Annotated in this window: 19 protein-coding genes; 7 read left to right on the top strand and 12 right to left on the bottom strand. The window is 67.6% G+C overall.

Going from position 1 to position 16,864, the window contains the following annotated elements; translation table 11 throughout:
• Positions 1-44 precede the first annotated feature (44 nt).
• The 3 genes from KB874_RS16035 to KB874_RS16025 are packed head-to-tail and all read left to right on the top strand — an operon-like array spanning position 45 to position 4,728.
• A complete protein-coding gene (locus tag KB874_RS16035; RefSeq protein ID WP_212537563.1) occupies positions 45-1,361 on the top strand; it encodes a TolC family protein in 1,317 nt (438 codons plus the stop codon).
• A gap of 35 nt (positions 1,362-1,396) precedes the next feature.
• Complete coding sequence (locus KB874_RS16030; RefSeq protein ID WP_212537650.1) at positions 1,397-3,547, top strand: ATP-binding cassette domain-containing protein; 2,151 nt, start codon at positions 1,397-1,399, stop codon at positions 3,545-3,547.
• Entirely contained in the window at positions 3,547-4,728 is a 1,182-nt protein-coding gene (locus KB874_RS16025; RefSeq protein ID WP_212537562.1) for an HlyD family type I secretion periplasmic adaptor subunit, read from the top strand. Before KB874_RS16030 ends, KB874_RS16025 begins: the two co-directional genes overlap by 1 nt.
• Positions 4,729-4,873: 145 nt before the next feature.
• Here the strand turns inward: KB874_RS16025 and dtd are convergent, their stop codons facing one another.
• The gene (gene dtd, locus KB874_RS16020; RefSeq protein WP_212537561.1) at positions 4,874-5,317 is read right to left on the bottom strand and encodes a D-aminoacyl-tRNA deacylase; all 444 of its coding nucleotides are present in this window, start codon (positions 5,315-5,317) and stop codon (positions 4,874-4,876) included.
• Positions 5,314-6,210 (bottom strand): carbohydrate kinase family protein, encoded by an 897-nt coding sequence (locus KB874_RS16015; RefSeq protein ID WP_212537560.1) that lies wholly within the window; start codon positions 6,208-6,210, stop codon positions 5,314-5,316. Before KB874_RS16015 ends, dtd begins: the two co-directional genes overlap by 4 nt.
• 146 nt (positions 6,211-6,356) lie before the next feature.
• On the opposite strand from KB874_RS16015, the gene KB874_RS16010 reads away from it, so the two are divergent.
• Positions 6,357-6,770 (top strand): Hsp20/alpha crystallin family protein, encoded by a 414-nt coding sequence (locus tag KB874_RS16010; protein WP_212537559.1) that lies wholly within the window; start codon positions 6,357-6,359, stop codon positions 6,768-6,770.
• Between the two features lie 19 nt (positions 6,771-6,789).
• On the opposite strand, the gene KB874_RS16005 is transcribed toward KB874_RS16010, so the two are convergent.
• Entirely contained in the window at positions 6,790-7,887 is a 1,098-nt protein-coding gene (locus tag KB874_RS16005) for a TFIIB-type zinc ribbon-containing protein (RefSeq protein WP_212537558.1), read from the bottom strand.
• A gap of 102 nt (positions 7,888-7,989) precedes the next feature.
• Between KB874_RS16005 and KB874_RS16000 the strand changes: the two genes are divergently transcribed.
• A complete protein-coding gene (locus KB874_RS16000) occupies positions 7,990-8,544 on the top strand; it encodes a hypothetical protein (RefSeq protein WP_212537557.1) in 555 nt (184 codons plus the stop codon).
• A 34-nt stretch (positions 8,545-8,578) separates the two neighbouring features.
• Here KB874_RS16000 and KB874_RS15995 read toward each other — a convergent pair whose 3' ends face one another.
• The 9 genes from KB874_RS15995 to KB874_RS15955 all read right to left on the bottom strand — a co-directional run bounded on the left by KB874_RS15995 (position 8,579) and on the right by KB874_RS15955 (position 15,777).
• Positions 8,579-8,836: a hypothetical protein gene (locus KB874_RS15995; protein ID WP_212537556.1), complete on the bottom strand. Its 258-nt coding sequence runs from the start codon at positions 8,834-8,836 to the stop codon at positions 8,579-8,581.
• 130 nt (positions 8,837-8,966) lie between these two features.
• The gene (locus KB874_RS15990) at positions 8,967-10,085 is read right to left on the bottom strand and encodes an SPFH domain-containing protein (RefSeq protein ID WP_212537555.1); all 1,119 of its coding nucleotides are present in this window, start codon (positions 10,083-10,085) and stop codon (positions 8,967-8,969) included.
• Between the two features lie 11 nt (positions 10,086-10,096).
• Positions 10,097-10,585: a hypothetical protein gene (locus tag KB874_RS15985; RefSeq protein ID WP_212537554.1), complete on the bottom strand. Its 489-nt coding sequence runs from the start codon at positions 10,583-10,585 to the stop codon at positions 10,097-10,099.
• Positions 10,586-10,588: 3 nt separating this feature from the next.
• Positions 10,589-11,554 carry a DUF2927 domain-containing protein gene (locus KB874_RS15980; RefSeq protein ID WP_212537553.1) on the bottom strand — a complete coding sequence of 322 codons (966 nt, stop codon included), beginning with the start codon at positions 11,552-11,554 and terminating at the stop codon, positions 10,589-10,591.
• A complete protein-coding gene (locus KB874_RS15975) occupies positions 11,555-12,751 on the bottom strand; it encodes a toxic anion resistance protein (RefSeq protein ID WP_212537552.1) in 1,197 nt (398 codons plus the stop codon).
• Between the two features lie 22 nt (positions 12,752-12,773).
• Entirely contained in the window at positions 12,774-13,679 is a 906-nt protein-coding gene (locus tag KB874_RS15970; protein ID WP_212537551.1) for a 5-bromo-4-chloroindolyl phosphate hydrolysis family protein, read from the bottom strand.
• Between the two features lie 174 nt (positions 13,680-13,853).
• On the bottom strand, positions 13,854-14,681 hold the full coding sequence (locus KB874_RS15965; RefSeq protein WP_212537550.1) for a hypothetical protein: 828 nt from the start codon (positions 14,679-14,681) through the stop codon (positions 13,854-13,856).
• Between the two features lie 7 nt (positions 14,682-14,688).
• Entirely contained in the window at positions 14,689-14,898 is a 210-nt protein-coding gene (locus KB874_RS15960) for a hypothetical protein (RefSeq protein ID WP_249200545.1), read from the bottom strand.
• Between the two features lie 63 nt (positions 14,899-14,961).
• Positions 14,962-15,777 carry a pseudouridine synthase gene (locus KB874_RS15955; protein ID WP_212537549.1) on the bottom strand — a complete coding sequence of 272 codons (816 nt, stop codon included), beginning with the start codon at positions 15,775-15,777 and terminating at the stop codon, positions 14,962-14,964.
• Between the two features lie 82 nt (positions 15,778-15,859).
• On the opposite strand from KB874_RS15955, the gene KB874_RS15950 reads away from it, so the two are divergent.
• Together KB874_RS15950 and KB874_RS15945 are read left to right on the top strand one after the other, a co-directional pair.
• A complete protein-coding gene (locus KB874_RS15950) occupies positions 15,860-16,312 on the top strand; it encodes a nucleoside deaminase (RefSeq protein WP_212537548.1) in 453 nt (150 codons plus the stop codon).
• The gene (locus KB874_RS15945; RefSeq protein WP_212537547.1) at positions 16,309-16,851 is read left to right on the top strand and encodes a pseudouridine synthase; all 543 of its coding nucleotides are present in this window, start codon (positions 16,309-16,311) and stop codon (positions 16,849-16,851) included. The genes KB874_RS15950 and KB874_RS15945 overlap by 4 nt, the downstream gene beginning before the upstream one ends.
• Positions 16,852-16,864 lie beyond the last annotated feature (13 nt).

The raw sequence follows: 16,864 nt of genomic DNA, 5'->3' as shown, positions 1-16,864 counted from the left end.
CCGGATCCCGAAAAACGATAATCGGGCCGAAACGGGGGCACGAGATGAGACTGAGCAGGCGGAACGTCGGGTTGATCGTCGCGGTGACGGTCCTGCCCGGCTGCATGAAGGACATGACCGAAGGCGGCGTGAGCCGCTTTCTGGGCGGGGCCGAGCCGCGCCTTGCCGAAACGTCCGATGCGCCGGGCGTCCGAAATGCAGTGGTCCGTTCCGCCGAGGTCTCGCCGATCATCCACGCGCTTCGGACGCGCCCCTCGGTCCTTGTCCCCGGTACGCCCTATGACCGCGTGGCGCAGGCGGTGATCGCCTCGGACGCCCACGTGGCAGAGGCCGAGTTGCGCGTCGCGCGGCTGCGCGCCGAGGCGGCGGAGAAGAACTGGCTGCCCCGGATCGGGCCGCGCATCTCGCTGGATTCGCTGGGCGCCTTCGTGGCCGACCTGGTGGTGCAACAGGTGCTGTTCGACAATGGCCGCAAGCTGGCCGAGCGCGACCTTGCAAAGTCGGATGTGGAACTGGCCGCCGTGACGCTGGTCGAGGATGGCAACCGTCGCGTCTTCGACGCGCTGTCGCTGTATCTGACGGTGCAGGAAAACCGCGAATTGCGGGCGCATCTCGACCGTGCCGATGCCGAGATGGCGCATTTCGAATGGGTGATGACGGAACGGGTGCGCGGCGGCGTCTCGGACATGTCCGATCTCAACGTGATCCGCCAGAAACGCGCCGCCACGCGCGCCCGTGCCACGGAGGCCGCCGAGGCCGCCCTTGCGGCGCAGGCCGAACTGGACGCGATGGCGGGTTATCCGGTCGAAAGCGTGACAGGTATGGGCGGATTGCGCGTGGTACCAACCGGCGAGGCGCTGGACGTGTTGCGCGCCCAGGGCGAACGCGACCGCGCCCTGGCGCAGGCCCGCATCGCCCGCGCCGGCCACCTGCCGGGCCTGACTGCCAGCGCTGCGACCGATGGCTCTGCCGGGCTGGAGGTGATGACGGATTCGCTGTTCGGTCTTGGCACCATGGCCGAACTCCAGGCCATCGACGCCACCCGCGACCTCGCCGAACGCCGCGTGACCGAGGCGCGCGAGACCGCGCAACGCCAGGTCGCCAGCCAGACCCGCCAACTCGAGGCCTACCGGCGGCAGGCGGATGAGGCGCGCGGCCTGACTACGCAGGCCGCCGCCAACCTGGACCTGTTCCGAAAGCAATACGAAGGTGGTCAGCGGCAGGTGATGGACGTGGTCGGCGTCTACGAGACCCATGCCCGCGCGCTGGAAACCGAGATCGACCTGCGATTCAAAGCCGCCCGCGCCGAACTGGAACTGGCCCGCCTGCGCGGTGCGCTGGCCGAAGGGGCGCGCATTTGACGGCCGAGCCGATCCTCGGGCGCGCAGGCCGTGCCATGCTGCGCGCCATCGAGGGCGGCAAGACGACGGGCCTCATGCGCCGTCCGAGGCAGTCTGCACGGGCCAAGGCGCGCGCGGACCTGATCCGGGCCTTCGCCGAGCGGCTGGGAGTGGTCTCTCGCCCGCAGGAGGTCTTCGACGCGCTGGCCCGCCATGCCGGGCCAGAGGACAGCTACGGGATCGAGGCGCTGACCGCCGGGCTGTGCGCCGCCGGGCTGCGCGTGGATACGCTGACACCCGACGCGCTGGTGCCCGGGCTCTGGCCCGCGCTGGCACTGATGTCGAACGGGCAAGCGGTGCTGGTGCTGAAACAGGATGGCGACGGGCTGGCGGTGCACGATGCCGCCGCACCGGGGCAGCGCGCCCGCGTTCCCCTGTCCGAGTTCGAGCCGTTCTTTTCCGGCTATCTCCTGCAGGCCCGGGCCGCACCGCAGCCCGCCGCCACGGCGCAGCAATCGGACGGCCATTGGTTCTGGGGCCAGTTCCACCGCTTCACCCGGCATTTCGCCGAGGTAGCGCTGGGCTCTTTCGTGGCAAACCTTCTGGCGGTCTCGGTCGCGCTGTTCAGCCTCCAGGTCTATGACCGGGTGATCCCGCACCAGTCCGAGGCGACGCTGTGGGTTCTGGCCGCCGGCGCCGCACTGGCGCTGCTGATGGAGGGGTTCCTCAAGGTCGCCCGCGCCCATCTGCTGGACGGGGCCGGGCGGCAGATCGAGCTTGGCGTCCAGGGGCTGCTGATGCGGCGCCTGCTGGGCATGCGGTCGGACCAGCCCGGGCGCGCGCCCTCGCAACTGTTCTCGGCGATGCGCGAATTCGGCTCTGTGCGCGAGTTCTTCACCGCCTCGACCGTCGGTGCGCTGGCCGACATCCCCTTCATCTTCGTCTTTCTGCTGCTGGTCTGGTCGATCGCCGGCCCGGTCGTGTGGGTGCTGGTGGCAGGAGGCGTACTGATGGTGGTGCCTGGCTTCTTCCTGCAACGCCGGATGATCCGCCTGACGCAGGAGACACAGGGCGCAAGCGCTCGCGCCTCGCGCCTGTTGCAGGAGGTCGTGACCGATCTCGACACGATCAAGACGCAGCGCGCCGAAACCCGCTTTGCCCGCAGCTGGGACGAGTTGACGGCGCTGACCGCGCTGAAATCCTCCGACCAGCGGAAACTGGCGGCGGCGCTGACCTTCTGGAGCCAGGGCGTGCAGCAGGCGACCTATGTCGCCGCCGTCGTCACCGGCACCTACCTGGTCTTCGCTGGGGACTTCACCGTGGGGTCGATCATCGCGGTGGGCATCCTGTCGTCGCGCACGCTGGCGCCGCTGACGCAGCTGGCGGGCATCATGGCGCGCTGGGGCAACGTCAAGGCGGCGCTGGACGGGCTGGACGCGATCGCCGGCGTGGCCCAGGATCGCGCACCGGCGCGGACCTACCTGCGGCGCGACCGGCTGCGCGGCGCCTATGACCTTCGCGACCTGACCTTTCGCTACGATCCCGAAGGCGCCGCGGTGCTGGACCTGTCGGCGTTGGCGATCCAACCGGGGCAGGTGCTGGCGGTGCTGGGCGCGAACGGGTCAGGCAAGTCGACGCTGCTCAAGGTGCTCAGCGGGCTTTATTCGCCGGCCTCCGGCAAGGTGCTGGTCGACGGCTGCGAGATGGCGCAGATCGACCCGGACGACCTGCGCCGCCGCATCGGCTACCTTGGTCAGGAAGTGCGCCTGTTCCACGGCAGCCTGCGCGACAACCTGACCCTGGCGCAGACGGAACGCGACGACGACCGCCTGTACCAGGCGCTGGATTTCGCCGGGCTGGGCCAATACGTCAAGGCGCATCCCAAGGGGCTGGACCTTGATATCCGCGATGGCGGAGAGGGGCTGTCCGTTGGCCAGCGGCAAAGCATCGGCTGGGCACGGTTGTGGTTGCAGGATCCCGACATCTGCCTGCTGGACGAACCCACTGCTGCGCTGGACCAGACGCTGGAAGCGACGCTGATCTCGCGCCTCGGTCCCTGGTTGCAGGGGCGGACAGCGGTGATCGCGACGCATCGCGTGCCGATCCTGGCGCTGGCCTCGCGCACGATGATCCTGTCTGGCGGGCGCCTTGCTATTGATGGTCCGCGCGACCAGGTGCTCGACCATCTGCGCCGGGGGGCCGCCTGATGAGCGTCTCGACACCGGACCCTTCCACGAAACTGAAACACGCGCTGCGCGGGCCGTCGCTGACCGTATGGCTCTGCGCCTGTTCGGTCTGGCTGTTCATCCTCTGGGCCAGCTCCGCCTGGCTGGACGAGATCGTGCGCAGCGAGGGGCAGGTCATTTCCTCGTCACGGCCACAGATCATCCAGAACCTCGAAGGCGGCATCCTGACGGAACTGCTGGTCAAGGAGGGCGACGAGGTGCTGCGCGGCGACGTGCTGGCGCGGCTGCATGGCACGCAGTTCCAGTCCTCGGTCGACGATCTGCAGGACCAGATCACCGCCCTCGAGATCCGCCGCCTGCGGCTGGAGGCCGAACTGGCGGGGGCGTCGGATTTCGGCGTTCCCGCCGCCTTGTCGCGGCGGATGCCGGAGATGGTTGCCTCGGAACGCGCGCTTCTGGCGGCGCGGCAATCGGATTTCGCCTCGCGCCGCGATGGGGCCGCCCGGGTCCTGGCGCAGGCAAAAAGCGAGATGACGCTGATGGAGGACCTGCTGGACAAGAAGGTGGTCGCCCTGATCGAGGTGACGCGGGCGCGCAAGGCGCATGCCGATGCGAAGCGCAGCCATGACGAGATCGTCACCCAGACCGAACTGGCCCGCGCGACCGACTATTCCGACACGCTCAAGGAACTGGCGACGCTGCGGCAGAACCTGAAATCCAGCCAGGACCAGCTGAACCGAACGGTGCTGACCTCGCCAATGCATGGCGTGGTCACAAAGCTGGCCGTGACCACGATCGGCGGCGTCGTGCGCCCCGGCGAGGAGATCATGCAGATCATCCCGATGGACGAGGAATTGTTCATCGAGGCGCGAATCGCCCCCGAGAACATCGCCAACATCCGCAGCGGTCAGGAGGCGACGATCAAGCTGAGCGCCTATGACTACACGATCTACGGCACGTTGAAGGGACGGGTCGACGTGATCTCGGCCGACACGTTCCGCGACGAACGCAACCCCGAGGTGCCGCCGCATTACAAGGTGACGGTGCGCGTCGACCTGGCCTCGCTGACCGACCGCCAGGTGGCCATCGAGATCCGCCCCGGCATGCTGGCCACCGCCGAGTTGCACACCGGCGAGAAGACGGTGCTGCAATACCTGCTGAAGCCGCTCTACAAATCGCGCGAGGCCTTTCGCGAGCCGTGATCCGGAGGAGCCGCGCGATGCGCGGCGCAGGATATCTCGGCCCGCGCCTGCGGCCCGGTCCTCGGGCTGGCGCCTGCGACGGCGTCTGTCGCTTGCATGGCGTCGGGCAGCCGGAGAATGCGGGAGCCTCCGGCGGCAAGATGGATCAGCCGGCGCTGTCCAACCAGATCGTGACTGGCCCGTCATTGACAAGGTGCACCTGCATGTCCGCGCCGAAACGACCCGTGGCGACCGGGATGCCCTGGACCTGGACCTGTGCCGCAAAATGCTCGTAGAGCCTTTCGCCCTCGGCCGGGGCGGCGGCGGTGGAGAAACCGGGACGGTTGCCGCGCGCGGTGTCGGCGGCCAGCGTGAACTGGCTGACCACCAGTGCCGCGCCGCCCATGTCGAGGATCGAGCGGTTCATCCTCCCCTCGTCGTCCTTGAAGATGCGCAGCTTCGCGATCTTTGCCGCCATCCGGTCAGCCTCGGCCTGCGTGTCGCCCTGCATGGCGCAGACCAGGATCAGCAGGCCGGGCCCGATCTCGCCCACCGTGGCGCCGCCGACCTCGACCCGCGCCTCCGTGACACGCTGGATCAGCGCCCTCATAGCTCGGAGTCCCAGGGCGGGTTGGCGCCGGCGCGGCTGACGGTGACGGCGGCGGCGCGGGCGCCCAGTTCGACCGTGGGGCGCAGGGTTTCGGGCGTGGCGGCTCGCAGGGCTGCGCGGGTCAGCAAACCCGCCCGGTGCAACCCGGCGAGCAGGCCTGCGTTGAACGTGTCTCCCGCTCCGACCGTGTCGACCACCGCGACCTTCCGTGCGGGGACATGGGTCATACCGCCTGCCTGATGCATTTCGATGCCATCGGCACCACGAGTCACCAGCACCAGAGCCGTTCCATCCTGCAGCAACGCCTCGGGCGTGGTGCCGAGCCAAGCCATGTCCTCGTCCGAGATCTTGACGATGTCGGCGCGCGCCAGCATCGCCGAAAGGCGCGCGCGATAGCGCGCCGCGTCCGCGATGAAGCCGGGTCGGATGTTCGGGTCGATCATCACGAGGCGATCTGCGGCCTGTAGGCACAGCGCGGCATAGGCGTCGGCGGCGGGTTCGGAGACCAGGCTGATTCCGCCCAGGAACAGGGCTTCGATTCCGTCGAGCTCGGGGAGGTCGGCCTCGGTCAGCATCCGCCCGGCGGTGTTCTCGTCGTAGAAGGCGTATTGCGCGTGGCCGTTGGTCAGCGTGACGAAGGCCAGGGTCGTCGGGCGGTCGCTGCGGTCGGCGCGCGTGTGGTCGACGCGCGAGGCGGTCAGCGTCTTGGCCAGAAGCGCGCCGAAAAGGTCGGTGGACAGCCCGCCGAACCAGCCCGCCGGTGCGCCGAGCCGCCCCAGCGCGATGGCGGTGTTGAAGACGGCGCCGCCAGCATAGGGGGCAAAGGCGCTTTCGCCCGCCGTCGTCTCGCGGGGGAGCATGTCGATCAGGGCTTCGCCGCAGCAGAGGATCATCGCGGGTCTCCGGAATTTGTTTGCGCTAACATGCCGAAAGCGTGCGGCAACGGCAAGGGGTGGATTTGAGCCGGATCAAGGCGGCGCCCGGCCCGGCGCGGCAGTCTGGCAGCATGGATCAACCAGACAGCGAGGAGGTTTTCACAATGGTCGAATCCAGTCAATCCGGCCTCTGGCCGAACCTTTACGCCCCGTTCCGTGGGCTGGGCACGAAGCTGGGCGAATGGTTGTCGCCTGCCTCGGACGCATCCTCGGACGAGACTGCCTACCGGATCACGATGGAACTGCCGGGCGTGCCCGAGGAGGCCATTGACCTGACGGTGGACCAAGGCGTGCTGACCGTCTCGGGCGAAAAGACCGAGAGCCGCGAGGAAAAGGGCGAGACCTGGTATTTTTCGGAACGGCAGTTCGGCGGATTCCGCCGGTCCTTCCGTCTGCCGAGCGATGCTGATGCCGCCAGGGCCGAGGCGCATGTCAAGGACGGCGTGCTGGAGATCACCGTGCCGCGCAAGGCGCCCGATGCCGGGCAGGGCACCAAGATCGCCGTCAAGCGCAAGTAGGACGATCAGGAGGGCGGGCTCAGACCACGCCCTCCTGGAGCGCAATGCCATAGCCGACCGCCGCCGCCACCAGCAGGCCCAGGATCACCGCAAAGGCGATCTTCCAGCCCGACCAGGGCCGTTCGCCCTGCACCCGGCCGGTGCGCCCATTGACCACGAAGCGATAGGTCTGGCCGCGATACTTGTAAGCGGCCAGCCAGACCGGCAGCAGCACATGCTTGAACGTCACGTCGCGCACGGATGTGTCGATCCGGTGGATGCGCTGCTGATCCCCGCCGATGTCAAAGCGCACGTCGCGGGCGATCTGGTTGTCCATGATGGTGCGCCCTTCCACGAACCCCTCATCGAGGTCGACCTGATAGCCTTCGGCCCGGAAGCCCGCGAGGAATTCGGGGCGGTAGGGCTCCAGCGCCGACAGGTCCCAAGGTTCCAGCCCGTCGGTAAAGCGTTTCGGCAGCGATTTCGACGCCAGCACCAGAACGTCGTCGAAGAACCGCGCGACCCGGCCCGATTTCGGCGTCCAGCGCACCTTTTGCACCCGGACCTGCTGGCGCTTGCCGTCGCGCATCACGCTGTGCGTTTCGTAATAGACGGTGCCGCGCTCGCCCCGATAGGTCGATTCGGTGTTGGCGTCGAAGGTCCAGTAGGGCACGTAGATGCCGCTCATCCTGCGGCCCTTGCGGGCATAGTCCTGCAAGCCGTTCGGCGCGAACCACAGCCGGCCCAGCCAGTCGGTCATCGCCTTGCGGGCGGCTCCCTCGTCCAGCGCGAAGGGCAGTACGCCGCGCGGCTTTATGTGGCGGTTGATACCGGTGTCGGTGACGACCGGCGTGGCGCAGAACGGGCAGACGGCGGCATGCACCGCCGGATCGAATTCCACTTCGGCTGCGCAGTTGGGGCATTTCGAGACGCGGGTTTCCTCCATCTCCTGCAAGGGCAGGAGATTGCGGATCGCCGCCTGGAAATCCAGCTCGCGCACGCCGCCCTCCCAGGGGCCGGTTTGTGCCGCGACGATACGGGTCGATCCGCAGAAGTCGCAGACCAATTGCCCCGCTTCCGGGTCAAAGCGGTAATCCGCGCCGCATCGCTCGCAGGGAAAGCGGTGTTCCTCGGTCATGCTCGCTCCGGTCTGGCCGTCCGGGAAACTGGCAGGGACAGCCCGGAAAGAAAAGCCCCGACCGCCGCTTGATCCGTGGCGGGGGGGCGTTAGGCTGGCGGCATGAAAGCCCTGGCGATCCTTCTTGCGGCCGCGTTGGCCGGACCTGCGCAAGCCGATGGCGCGAGCTTCACCTTTGCTTGGCAGGGGGCGGGCGGCTATGCCATGACGGGCGCCATGTCCTTTGATCCGGCGCTGATCGGGCGGCGGATGGTGCGTGAACAGGATGTGTCCTGCTTTGTCATCGAGGGAACGAAGGACGGCATCCCGATCGGGCGCTGGATGCTGGGCATGCTGGGGCCGGACACGTCGTGGCGGCTGTTCTTCGACCCCGTTGCCAGCGCCTTTGTCGTCGAGGGGCATGGCGTGCGGATGCCGCAGGCCTGGAACATGAACGGGGCGGGCGACGATTGCGGGATCGGCGGCTTCGGCTTCAACCTAGGCAACCTGGGGCAGGATTTCTGCCTGGACAACCGGACGGTCGTCGCCTCGCGGATCGCGCCGGAGATTCCCTTTCCGGCGACGCGCGATAATGGATACGTTTTCCCGCGCGGCGCCTGCACCGGGCCGGACCTGCTGAGCCTTGGCCCGTCAGATCCGGCGTTGCCGGGCGGATGATCCCGCGCGGAGTGCGCGGGATTGCCGACGGATATCAGTTGGCGTCGCGGGTCAGGCTGTCGATCTTGGCGACGCCGTTCTCGCCTGCGCTGGTGAAGACGATCGTCACCTTTTCCCCGGCGACCAGGTTTTCCGGAACGGCCTGATCGGCGGCCAGTTGCCAGATCGTGTTGTCGCTCAGGACAATCACATGGGCCACGCGGTCGAAAGCCAGAACAGTGCCAGAAGTTTCGTCCGCCAGAACAGGGCTGGCGGCAAGGGCGGCAATGACCGCCAAAGGCAGGATACGCATCGTAAGTTCCAAAGGGAGGAAAGCGCTCTCGACGCGTCCCGCGTCTGCAGCCGCCGGGCGGAGCCTCGCACCCGGATTGCTTGAAGTTGGGATGCGCCGGGCGCCGTGCAAGAGGCGCTCGAAAATATCGTCAGCCGGCAGGCGGCGGAGGCGGTGGCGGCGGCAGGATGGTGAACAGCTGAGCCAGTTCCTGCACCTCGCCGGCCGGCATCCAGCCATCCTGGCCCGGGGTCCAGACCAGCGTCGCGCGCGTCAGCGCGCCATCGGCGGCCATGCGGCCCAGCGACGCCTTGGAGAAGGGTCCCTTGGTCGCGCCGTTCTCGGCGATGTGCCAAACATGCTCGACTGGCGGGGGCGGCGGTGCCACGGGGGCTGCGGCGGGTTGGGGTGCAGCACCCCAGGGGCCCGCCATGCCCATCTGCCCGGCCATGCCTGCGCCCATCGCGGCGCCCATGCCCATGCCCATCGCCGAATCCATCGCGCCGCCCGATCCCATCGCCTCGGCCGCGCGCCATTTCATATGCTCGTCGAGGTTGCCCGCGATCCCGCGAGAGGTGCGCGCGTCCAGCGCGCTCTCCACCTCTGGCGGCAGCGAGATATTCTCGATGTAAAGCTCAGGCACGGTCAGGCCGTAGGCACGGATCGCCGGATCGATGGCCTTGGCCACCAGCTTGCCCACCTCGTCGGTGTTGGCCGCCATGTCCAGAATGGGGATGCCGGATTTCGCAATCGCCTTGGAGAATTCCTGCACGATGATGTTGCGGATCTGAAAGCTGATCTCGTCCATCGTGAACTCGCCGTCCGTGCCGACGATCTCGCGCATGAACAGGGCAGGGTCCGCCACCTTGACCGCGTAGGTGCCGAAGGCGCGGATGCGGACCGGGCCGAATTCCGGGTCGCGCATCATGATGGGGTTCTTGGTCCCCCATTTCAGGTTGGTGAAGCGGGCGGTAGAGACGAAGTAGATTTCCGATTTGAACGGGCTCTGGAACCCGTGATCCCAGTGCTGCAGACTGGTCAGGATCGGCATGTTGTTCGTCTCGAGCATGTAGAGCCCGGGCGTGAACACGTCGGCCAGCTGCCCTTCGTGGACAAAGACGGCGGCCTGCCCCTCGCGCACGGTCAGCTTGGCGCCATACTTGATCTCGTGGCCCTCGCGCTCGAACCGCCAGACCATCGTGTCGCGGGTGTCGTCTGTCCAGTGGATGACGTCGATGAACTGGCCGCGCAGGAAGTCGAAGATGGGCATGGGATGTCCTCTCAGATGGCGCGGCCGCGAGCAGCGGCGGCGCGGCGTTCGATTTCGCTGGTGATGGTGTCATAGTCCGCGGAGGATCGGAACCCGGAGCGATGCAGCGTGGTTGAGCGGCCCGGATGGACGATGTGCAGCATGTCGTTGAATCGTATCCTGTGGCGGGTCAGGCGTGTCATGTCGGTCCACGGGATGACGCGCACGCCGGGCCGGAGCCGGTAGGGCACCTCCAGCCCTTCCGGTCTAAGGCGCAGACGGTGGCCAAGGACATTGGCCCGCACCGAGGCGATAAATCCAAGGATCGTGACCCCCAAGAGAAAGGGCGCCGCGATAAACATGAGGAACCAGCGCATCGGTTCGACCAGATCGGGGTCTTCTTTTGCCGTCCCGGCCGCACCGAAGGCAATCACCAGCAAAGCAACGGACATCAGCGCGACCCTGAACAGGTTCGGGGCGTAGTCCGCGTCGATCGCCATGTCCGCCGATGTGTCGCGCATCGCTCAGCTTCCGCCTCCGACCAGAGCCGCCGCCTTCTCGCGGACGATGGGCATCGCCTCGGAGGCGCTCATGCCGGGGCGCAGGCGGGGGTCGTAGAGGATTTCCAACAGCATCTCGTCATGCCGCGTGAGCAGGGCGAATTCGTCGTCGTCGTTGAAGATCGAGGGCCGCGCGCGCGGGTCGTCGTTGCCCAGGCCCATGCCCTGCGCGATTTCCTCGTGAATGCAGGAGCGGCGCAGCAACTCGGGGTGTTCGGCGCGGATCAGGGCGATGGCGGTGCCGTATTCATAGCCGCCCGGCGTCTCCGAGAAGGCGATCACCAGGCAGTGGATCTCGCGCGGGAGGTTGTCGAACACGTCCAGCGCCTTGGGGTTCACGTCGGGCACGATCTGGCGGATGCGCGGCGCGACCTGGTCGTATTCCGGGGCACCGTAGAACAGCACGTGGAAGTTCGGATTCTGGTCGGTCAGCGTGATCGGGTGGCCGCTGATCCGGGACAGCTTGCGGGCGTAGACGCCCAGTTCGTTGCGGTCGATGACCCGTTGGTCCTGCCCGACCGAAGCGCCGAACTCGGCCGATATGCGAATCGGTTTCAGCCATTTCTTGATCGCGCTCGAGCCGCCGCGCGAGGGTGTCAGCCCGGCGCCGCGTTCATATTCCTCGGCCAGCGCGATCTTGGCGAAGTTGCGCGCCAGCATCGTGTCGGTGAATTGCGTGTCGGGCCCGCCGCCATCGGTGCGCAGCAGGCCGCGCACCAGGAGGTCGGATTGCACCCGCCTGTAGTAGGCAGACAAGGCGCGGCTTTCGGCCTCAGCCACCGATGGGCCGGGCGTCGGCGCCGGGATCGGCGCCAGGTTGGCGGGCCGTTCCGCCGGGGTCACGGCGGTCCTGCGGGGCGCAAGCGGGCTGGTCTCGCAGGCCGTGAGGCCCGCGAGCGCGATCAGAAGCAGCGCAAGCGCCCGGACCATTTACGCCGGCACCGAGGTGCCGGCATTGTCGCCGATGCCGTCCTTCCGCGCCTTGGCGGCGGACAGCGTATCGCGCAGCTCGGCCTCCATCTTCTTGAGTTCCGTCTCGGCCTCGGCGCGGCGGCGCTTGCCCTCGTCGGCGATCTGGAGGCTTTCCTCGATCGTGCCGATCAGGTCGGCATTGGCCTGCTTCACGGCCTCGATATCGAACACGCCGCGCTCCATCTCGGTGCGGATCGCCTTGTTGCTTTCGCGCAGGTTCTTGGCGTTGGCCGTCAGCAGCTCGTTCGTCAGGTCGTTTGCGTCGCGCACGGCGGCGGCGGCCTCGGCGCTGCGCTGGATGGTGACCGCCTGCGCCAGCTGGGTTTCCCAGAGCGGCACGGTGTTGACCAGGGTCGAGTTGATCTTTGTCACCAGGCTCTTGTCGTTCTCCTGCACCAGCCGGATCGAGGGCAGCGACTGCATCGTGACCTGGCGGGTCAGTTTCAGGTCGTGCACGCGGCGTTCAAGGTCGTCGCGGGCGGCGCGCAGGTCGCGCAGCTCCTGCGCCTTCATCACCTGGTGATCCTCGGGCGCGGCCTGAACGGCGGCTTCCTTCTCGGGGATGTCCTTGCTGTCGAGTTCCGCCAGCTTGGCCTCGCCCGCTGCGATATACAGCGCCAGCTCGTCATAGAACTGGAGCGTCTTTTCATAGAGCAGGTCCAGAGACTTGATGTCCTTCAGGAGCTTGTGCTCGTGGGTCAGCAGGTTGTCGGTGATGCGGTCGATCTGGCCCTGCACCTCTTCGAAGCGGGCGGTGAACTTGGCAAAGGGCGCGGCGCGGCCCAGCAGCTTTTCCCACCAGCTGCGCTCACGCCGGACGTCGAGTTCCGAGACGGAAAAGCCCCGTATCGTCGTCACGATGGTGCGCAAGGAGTCGCCCGCGGGACCCACATCCTTGTTGCGCACGTCCTGCAGCATCGCCTGGCTGATTTCCTGCAATTCCGCCTGCGCGGCCGACCCGAAGGAGACGATCGACTGGGTGTCGCCCATGTCGATCTCGTCCATGCGGGTGCGGATTTCCTGGCTGGTCGGCGCGTCTGCCTGCTCCAGCGGCACGATGGCGCCGGCCTCGCCCGGTTCAGGCAGGATCACGGCGTTGACCTCTTCGACAAGGCTCAGCGCCTGTTCGGCTTTCTGACGGACATTCTCGGACATGGGCACCCCCAAAAGGTTGAAATTAACGCGGGTCGAGCGTCACGCCCTCGCGCTTGAGCCGGTCGCGCAGGACCTCGATCTCGACGGTCAGATCGGAGTTGTTGTCCAGAAGCAGCTTTTCGGTCTTCTTGCCGAAGGTCTGTTCCAGGTCGGTGAGAAGCATCATGAAATCGGATTTCGCGCCGCGATCCTGCGTGCGGGAATAGATGTCGGCGAACTTGGCGGCGGCGTCGCGCGCGCCCATCAGGTAGACCCCGAGGAACTTGCGCGCGGCGGTCAGGTCGCGCGGGTCTTCCTCGACCGTGCGGATCAGCTCGCGCACGGTGATCTGGAACCGCTCGACGCGGGCCTCGACCTGCCGGTCGCCGGCGCGGATCACCGCGTCGGTCATGGCGCCCAGGTGTTTCTCGGCCTCGTCGATGACCCGGGCAACGCGGTCCTGCTGGAAGGTGTCGATGCCTTCCATGCCCTTGTCGCGCAGCGGGTCCAGCCCGAAGGCGCCGATATGCAGCGCGCCTGCGGCGGCGCCGTAGATCAGTGGCGCAACCAGGCCCGGCTCGACTTTCCAGGCGGCGATGACGGTGCCGATGCCGCAGGCCACGGCGGCCAGGATCTTGCGCGGCAGGCCGGGACGGCGCGCGACCTTGCGTTCTTCGTAGGCGGCTTCGGCGATCAACCCCTCGCGCAGCAGCCATGCGCCCAGCAGCAGCACCGCGGCCCCCGCCAGCCCGACGGCCAGCCCGGTCGCGCCGCCGGCCAGCGAGGTGAAGGCCAGGATGACCGGCGGGATGAACAGCACGTTCGACCGTGCCCCGGCCGGCGTCACACGGGCGCCCTGGTAGGCGCCGCGCGGCGCGGCGGTGCCCCGATCCTCCGGTGTTACCGTGTTGCTGTCCGGGCTGAATTTGCCGCCATAGCGCTTGGCCATGATCAGAGACCCCCGATCCAGCCGGATGTCACGCCGATCAACAGGATGATCAGCAGCACATAGGTCAGTTTCTGGATCGCGCGTCCCGACACGATGCCCCCGTGTTTTTCGCAATTGCGGAAAACTTAAGGGTAAAGCGTGCTGCTTGCTAGGGGGAAGGCGGGAAATCCTGCGTCAGGCGGCGCTGTCGCCCCGCATCCGCTCCAGCAGAAGGTCCGCTTCCATGTCGAACGCATCGCGTCCGACTCGTACCCCGCCGCGAAAGGCGAGGTCCTGGAACTTTTCCACCAGCAGGCTCAGCTTGGCGACGTAGCGGCGGCGGGCAAACGGTTGCTGCGCGCCTTCCCAGTCGGATTCGAGTCGCATCACCTCTTCTCCCAGGATGCGCGTCACCGTCGTCAGGGGCTTGCGCAGCTGGTCCAGCTGGGCGGGCTCCTGCGCCGAGGCGCGCATCAGGCGCAGCACCGTCTCGGTCGCGGCCCGCGAGCGGCGGGTCAGGTCCGCGTCGTTCAGACCGGCCACGCGCGAGACGACCTCGGCCAGGGTGGTTTCGACCTCGGTGATCAGGGCCTTGTGTTGCAGGCGTTGCAGTTCCGCGGGATCGTCGAGGCCCTTGTCCTTCATCGGGTCGATACCGAAGGCCAGCACCGACAGCAAGAAGGCCATCAGGCCGCAGGCCAGCGGCCAGAGCAGAGTCGGGAACTGGTGCCCGGCGAGGATCAGCACGACCAACCCGATCAGCGTCGAACCCATCAGCTTGCGTGGCAGTTTCGGACGGTAGGCGACGCGGGCGGCGTCATAGGCGCGGGTGACGGCTTGGCCCTGCGCGATCAGGCGCAGCGCGAGCGCCAGCAGCATGAACTCGACGAGCGCCGACAGAAGCGCCACGGCAGAGCCCTGGAACAGCCACAAGACCAGCGGAAAGGCCGCGAGGAACAGAACGCCAAGCCCCGCCTCTACCCCTTGTTCCCGCCGATCGTGATTGTCCCGCTGGTGCCGCATGATCGCCTCACATGTAACTCAAGGCAAAGATCAGCACCCAGAGCGCCGCAAAGGCCACCCGCGCGCGCAGGTTGCCACCGACCCGCGCCCGCTGGGCCATGTCGGACAGCGCGGCAAAGGTGTCCTGAGCGACCATGCGCAGGCTGCCTGCCATCAGAAGAACGGAGGCGAGCGCGGTCGCCAGGGCAAGGATCGAGATCATCATGCCCCGACTCATGATTAGGAATCCGGGCGAAAACGCGGCGCCAAGCGGTCAAAACGGCGGAAAGTAAACGGATGATTAACGTGCGGGGGGCTTGTCGCGGCGTCGCTGCGGGCGTTTCAACTGCGGCTTGCCGGGTTTCTTCGGCTTCTCGCCGCCCTCCAGCCCCAGCTGGTCGCGCAGGATACGGGGGCGGATTTCCTCCACCGCGCCGGGCTTCAGCTGGCCCAGCTGGAACGGGCCGTAGGAGATCCGGATCAGCCGGTTCACGGAAAGGCCGATATCGGTCATGGCGCGGCGGATCTCGCGGTTCTTGCCCTCGCGCAGGCCCACGGTCAGCCAGGCATTCGCGCCCTGCTGGCGGTCCAGCGCCACCGTCATCGGCTGGAACCGCTGGCCGTCCACCTCGATCCCGTTGCGCAGCGGCTGAAGGTCGGCATCGGTGGGGTTGCCCTTGACGCGCACGCGATACTTGCGCAGCCAGCCGGTCGAGGGCAGCTCCATCTTGCGTTTCAGCGCGCCGTCATTGGTCAGCAGCAGAAGCCCTTCGGAATTGAGGTCCAGCCTCCCGACGCTCATCACCCGCGGCAGGTCTTCCGGCAGGTCGTCATAGATCGTGGGCCGGCCCTGTTCATCCTTCGTCGTGGTCACAAGCCCGGTCGGCTTGTGATACAGCCACAGCCGTGGCTCGGGCGCGGCATCCAGCGGCTTGCCGTCGACGGTGATCCTGTCGCTGGCGGTCACGTTCAGCGCGGCGCGGTCGATCGTCTTGCCGTTCACCGTGACGCGGCCTTCCTCGATCAGCCGCTCGGCCTCGCGGCGCGAGGCGACACCGGCGCGGGCGATGACCTTGGCGATCCGGTCGCCGGGCGGAGAGGATGGGGTGTTGGACATGGGCGCGGCATAGCCCAATCCTTGCAAGGTGAGAAGCGGATTCGCCCTTCTGCCGCGCGGCGGGGGGCGCTAGGGAGGGGACATGGAATTCGCCAGCCACATGGACCGCGCGCTGCACCAGGCGCGCCTGGCCGCCGGGCGCGGAGAGGTGCCCGTGGGCGCCGTCCTGATCGCGCCCGACGGCTCGGTGCTGTCCGAGGCCGGCAATCGCACCCGCGAAAGCTGCGACCCCACTGCCCATGCCGAGATCCTGGCGATCCGCGAGGCCTGCGCCCTGCTGGGACAGGAGCGGCTGGCGGGCCACGATCTTTACGTGACGCTGGAACCCTGTCCGATGTGTGCCGCCGCGATCTCGTTCGCGCGGATCCGGCGTCTGTATTACGGCGCGGCGGACCCCAAGTCGGGCGGCGTGGCGCATGGCGCACGCGTCTTTACGCATCCGCAATGTCACCACGCGCCCGAGGTCTACGACGGCCTTGCCGAGGCCGAGTCGGCGGCGCTGCTGCGCGCCTTCTTCGAGGCGCGCCGCGGATGACCGTCGTCCTGTTCAACAAGCCCTACGGCGTGCTGTCGCAATTCACGGACAAGGGCAATGCCGACAGCCCGCGCGCCACGCTGTCGGATTACATCGACCTTCCGGGGGTCTATCCTGCCGGCCGGCTCGACCGCGATTCCGAGGGGCTGATGGTGCTGACCGACGACGGGCGGCTTCAGGCGCGCATCGCCTCGCCGAAATTCAAGCAGCCCAAGACATACCTCGTCCAGGTCGAGGGCGACCCGCAAGAGACGCAACTCGACGCGCTGCGCCGGGGCGTCACGCTGAACGATGGCCCGACCCGCCCCGCTCAGGCCGAGCGGGTCGACGACCCGCAGCTCTGGCCGCGCGACCCGCCGGTGCGCTTTCGCAAGACCGTGCCCGACGCCTGGCTGCGCCTGACCATCACCGAGGGGCGCAACCGACAGGTCCGTCGCATGGTGGCGCATGTCGGTTTGCCCTGCCTGCGGCTGGTGCGCTGGTCGGTGGGTGACTGGACCGTTGAAGGATTGCAGCCCGGCGCGTGGAGCTTGTTGTAAGCGTCGGAGCGAG

Source organism: Thetidibacter halocola (assembly GCF_018224955.1).
Lineage (GTDB): Bacteria > Pseudomonadota > Alphaproteobacteria > Rhodobacterales > Rhodobacteraceae > Thetidibacter > Thetidibacter halocola.
The sequence above is the reverse complement of the archived record's forward strand: the minus strand, read 5'-3'. Positions and strand labels throughout refer to the sequence as shown.

Bases quoted from the DNA above. Each gene is read 5' to 3' on its own strand.
- KB874_RS16035 (WP_212537563.1), top strand. From the start codon at position 45: ATGAGACTGAGCAGGCGGAACGTCGGGTTGATCGTCGCGGTGACGGTC.
- KB874_RS16030 (WP_212537650.1), top strand. From the start codon at position 1,397: ATGCTGCGCGCCATCGAGGGCGGCAAGACGACGGGCCTCATGCGCCGT.
- KB874_RS16025 (WP_212537562.1), top strand. From the start codon at position 3,547: ATGAGCGTCTCGACACCGGACCCTTCCACGAAACTGAAACACGCGCTG.
- dtd (WP_212537561.1), bottom strand. From the start codon at position 5,317: ATGAGGGCGCTGATCCAGCGTGTCACGGAGGCGCGGGTCGAGGTCGGC.
- KB874_RS16015 (WP_212537560.1), bottom strand. From the start codon at position 6,210: ATGATCCTCTGCTGCGGCGAAGCCCTGATCGACATGCTCCCCCGCGAG.
- KB874_RS16010 (WP_212537559.1), top strand. From the start codon at position 6,357: ATGGTCGAATCCAGTCAATCCGGCCTCTGGCCGAACCTTTACGCCCCG.
- KB874_RS16005 (WP_212537558.1), bottom strand. From the start codon at position 7,887: ATGACCGAGGAACACCGCTTTCCCTGCGAGCGATGCGGCGCGGATTAC.
- KB874_RS16000 (WP_212537557.1), top strand. From the start codon at position 7,990: ATGAAAGCCCTGGCGATCCTTCTTGCGGCCGCGTTGGCCGGACCTGCG.
- KB874_RS15995 (WP_212537556.1), bottom strand. From the start codon at position 8,836: ATGCGTATCCTGCCTTTGGCGGTCATTGCCGCCCTTGCCGCCAGCCCT.
- KB874_RS15990 (WP_212537555.1), bottom strand. From the start codon at position 10,085: ATGCCCATCTTCGACTTCCTGCGCGGCCAGTTCATCGACGTCATCCAC.
- KB874_RS15985 (WP_212537554.1), bottom strand. From the start codon at position 10,585: ATGCGCGACACATCGGCGGACATGGCGATCGACGCGGACTACGCCCCG.
- KB874_RS15980 (WP_212537553.1), bottom strand. From the start codon at position 11,554: ATGGTCCGGGCGCTTGCGCTGCTTCTGATCGCGCTCGCGGGCCTCACG.
- KB874_RS15975 (WP_212537552.1), bottom strand. From the start codon at position 12,751: ATGTCCGAGAATGTCCGTCAGAAAGCCGAACAGGCGCTGAGCCTTGTC.
- KB874_RS15970 (WP_212537551.1), bottom strand. From the start codon at position 13,679: ATGGCCAAGCGCTATGGCGGCAAATTCAGCCCGGACAGCAACACGGTA.
- KB874_RS15965 (WP_212537550.1), bottom strand. From the start codon at position 14,681: ATGCGGCACCAGCGGGACAATCACGATCGGCGGGAACAAGGGGTAGAG.
- KB874_RS15960 (WP_249200545.1), bottom strand. From the start codon at position 14,898: ATGAGTCGGGGCATGATGATCTCGATCCTTGCCCTGGCGACCGCGCTC.
- KB874_RS15955 (WP_212537549.1), bottom strand. From the start codon at position 15,777: ATGTCCAACACCCCATCCTCTCCGCCCGGCGACCGGATCGCCAAGGTC.
- KB874_RS15950 (WP_212537548.1), top strand. From the start codon at position 15,860: ATGGAATTCGCCAGCCACATGGACCGCGCGCTGCACCAGGCGCGCCTG.
- KB874_RS15945 (WP_212537547.1), top strand. From the start codon at position 16,309: ATGACCGTCGTCCTGTTCAACAAGCCCTACGGCGTGCTGTCGCAATTC.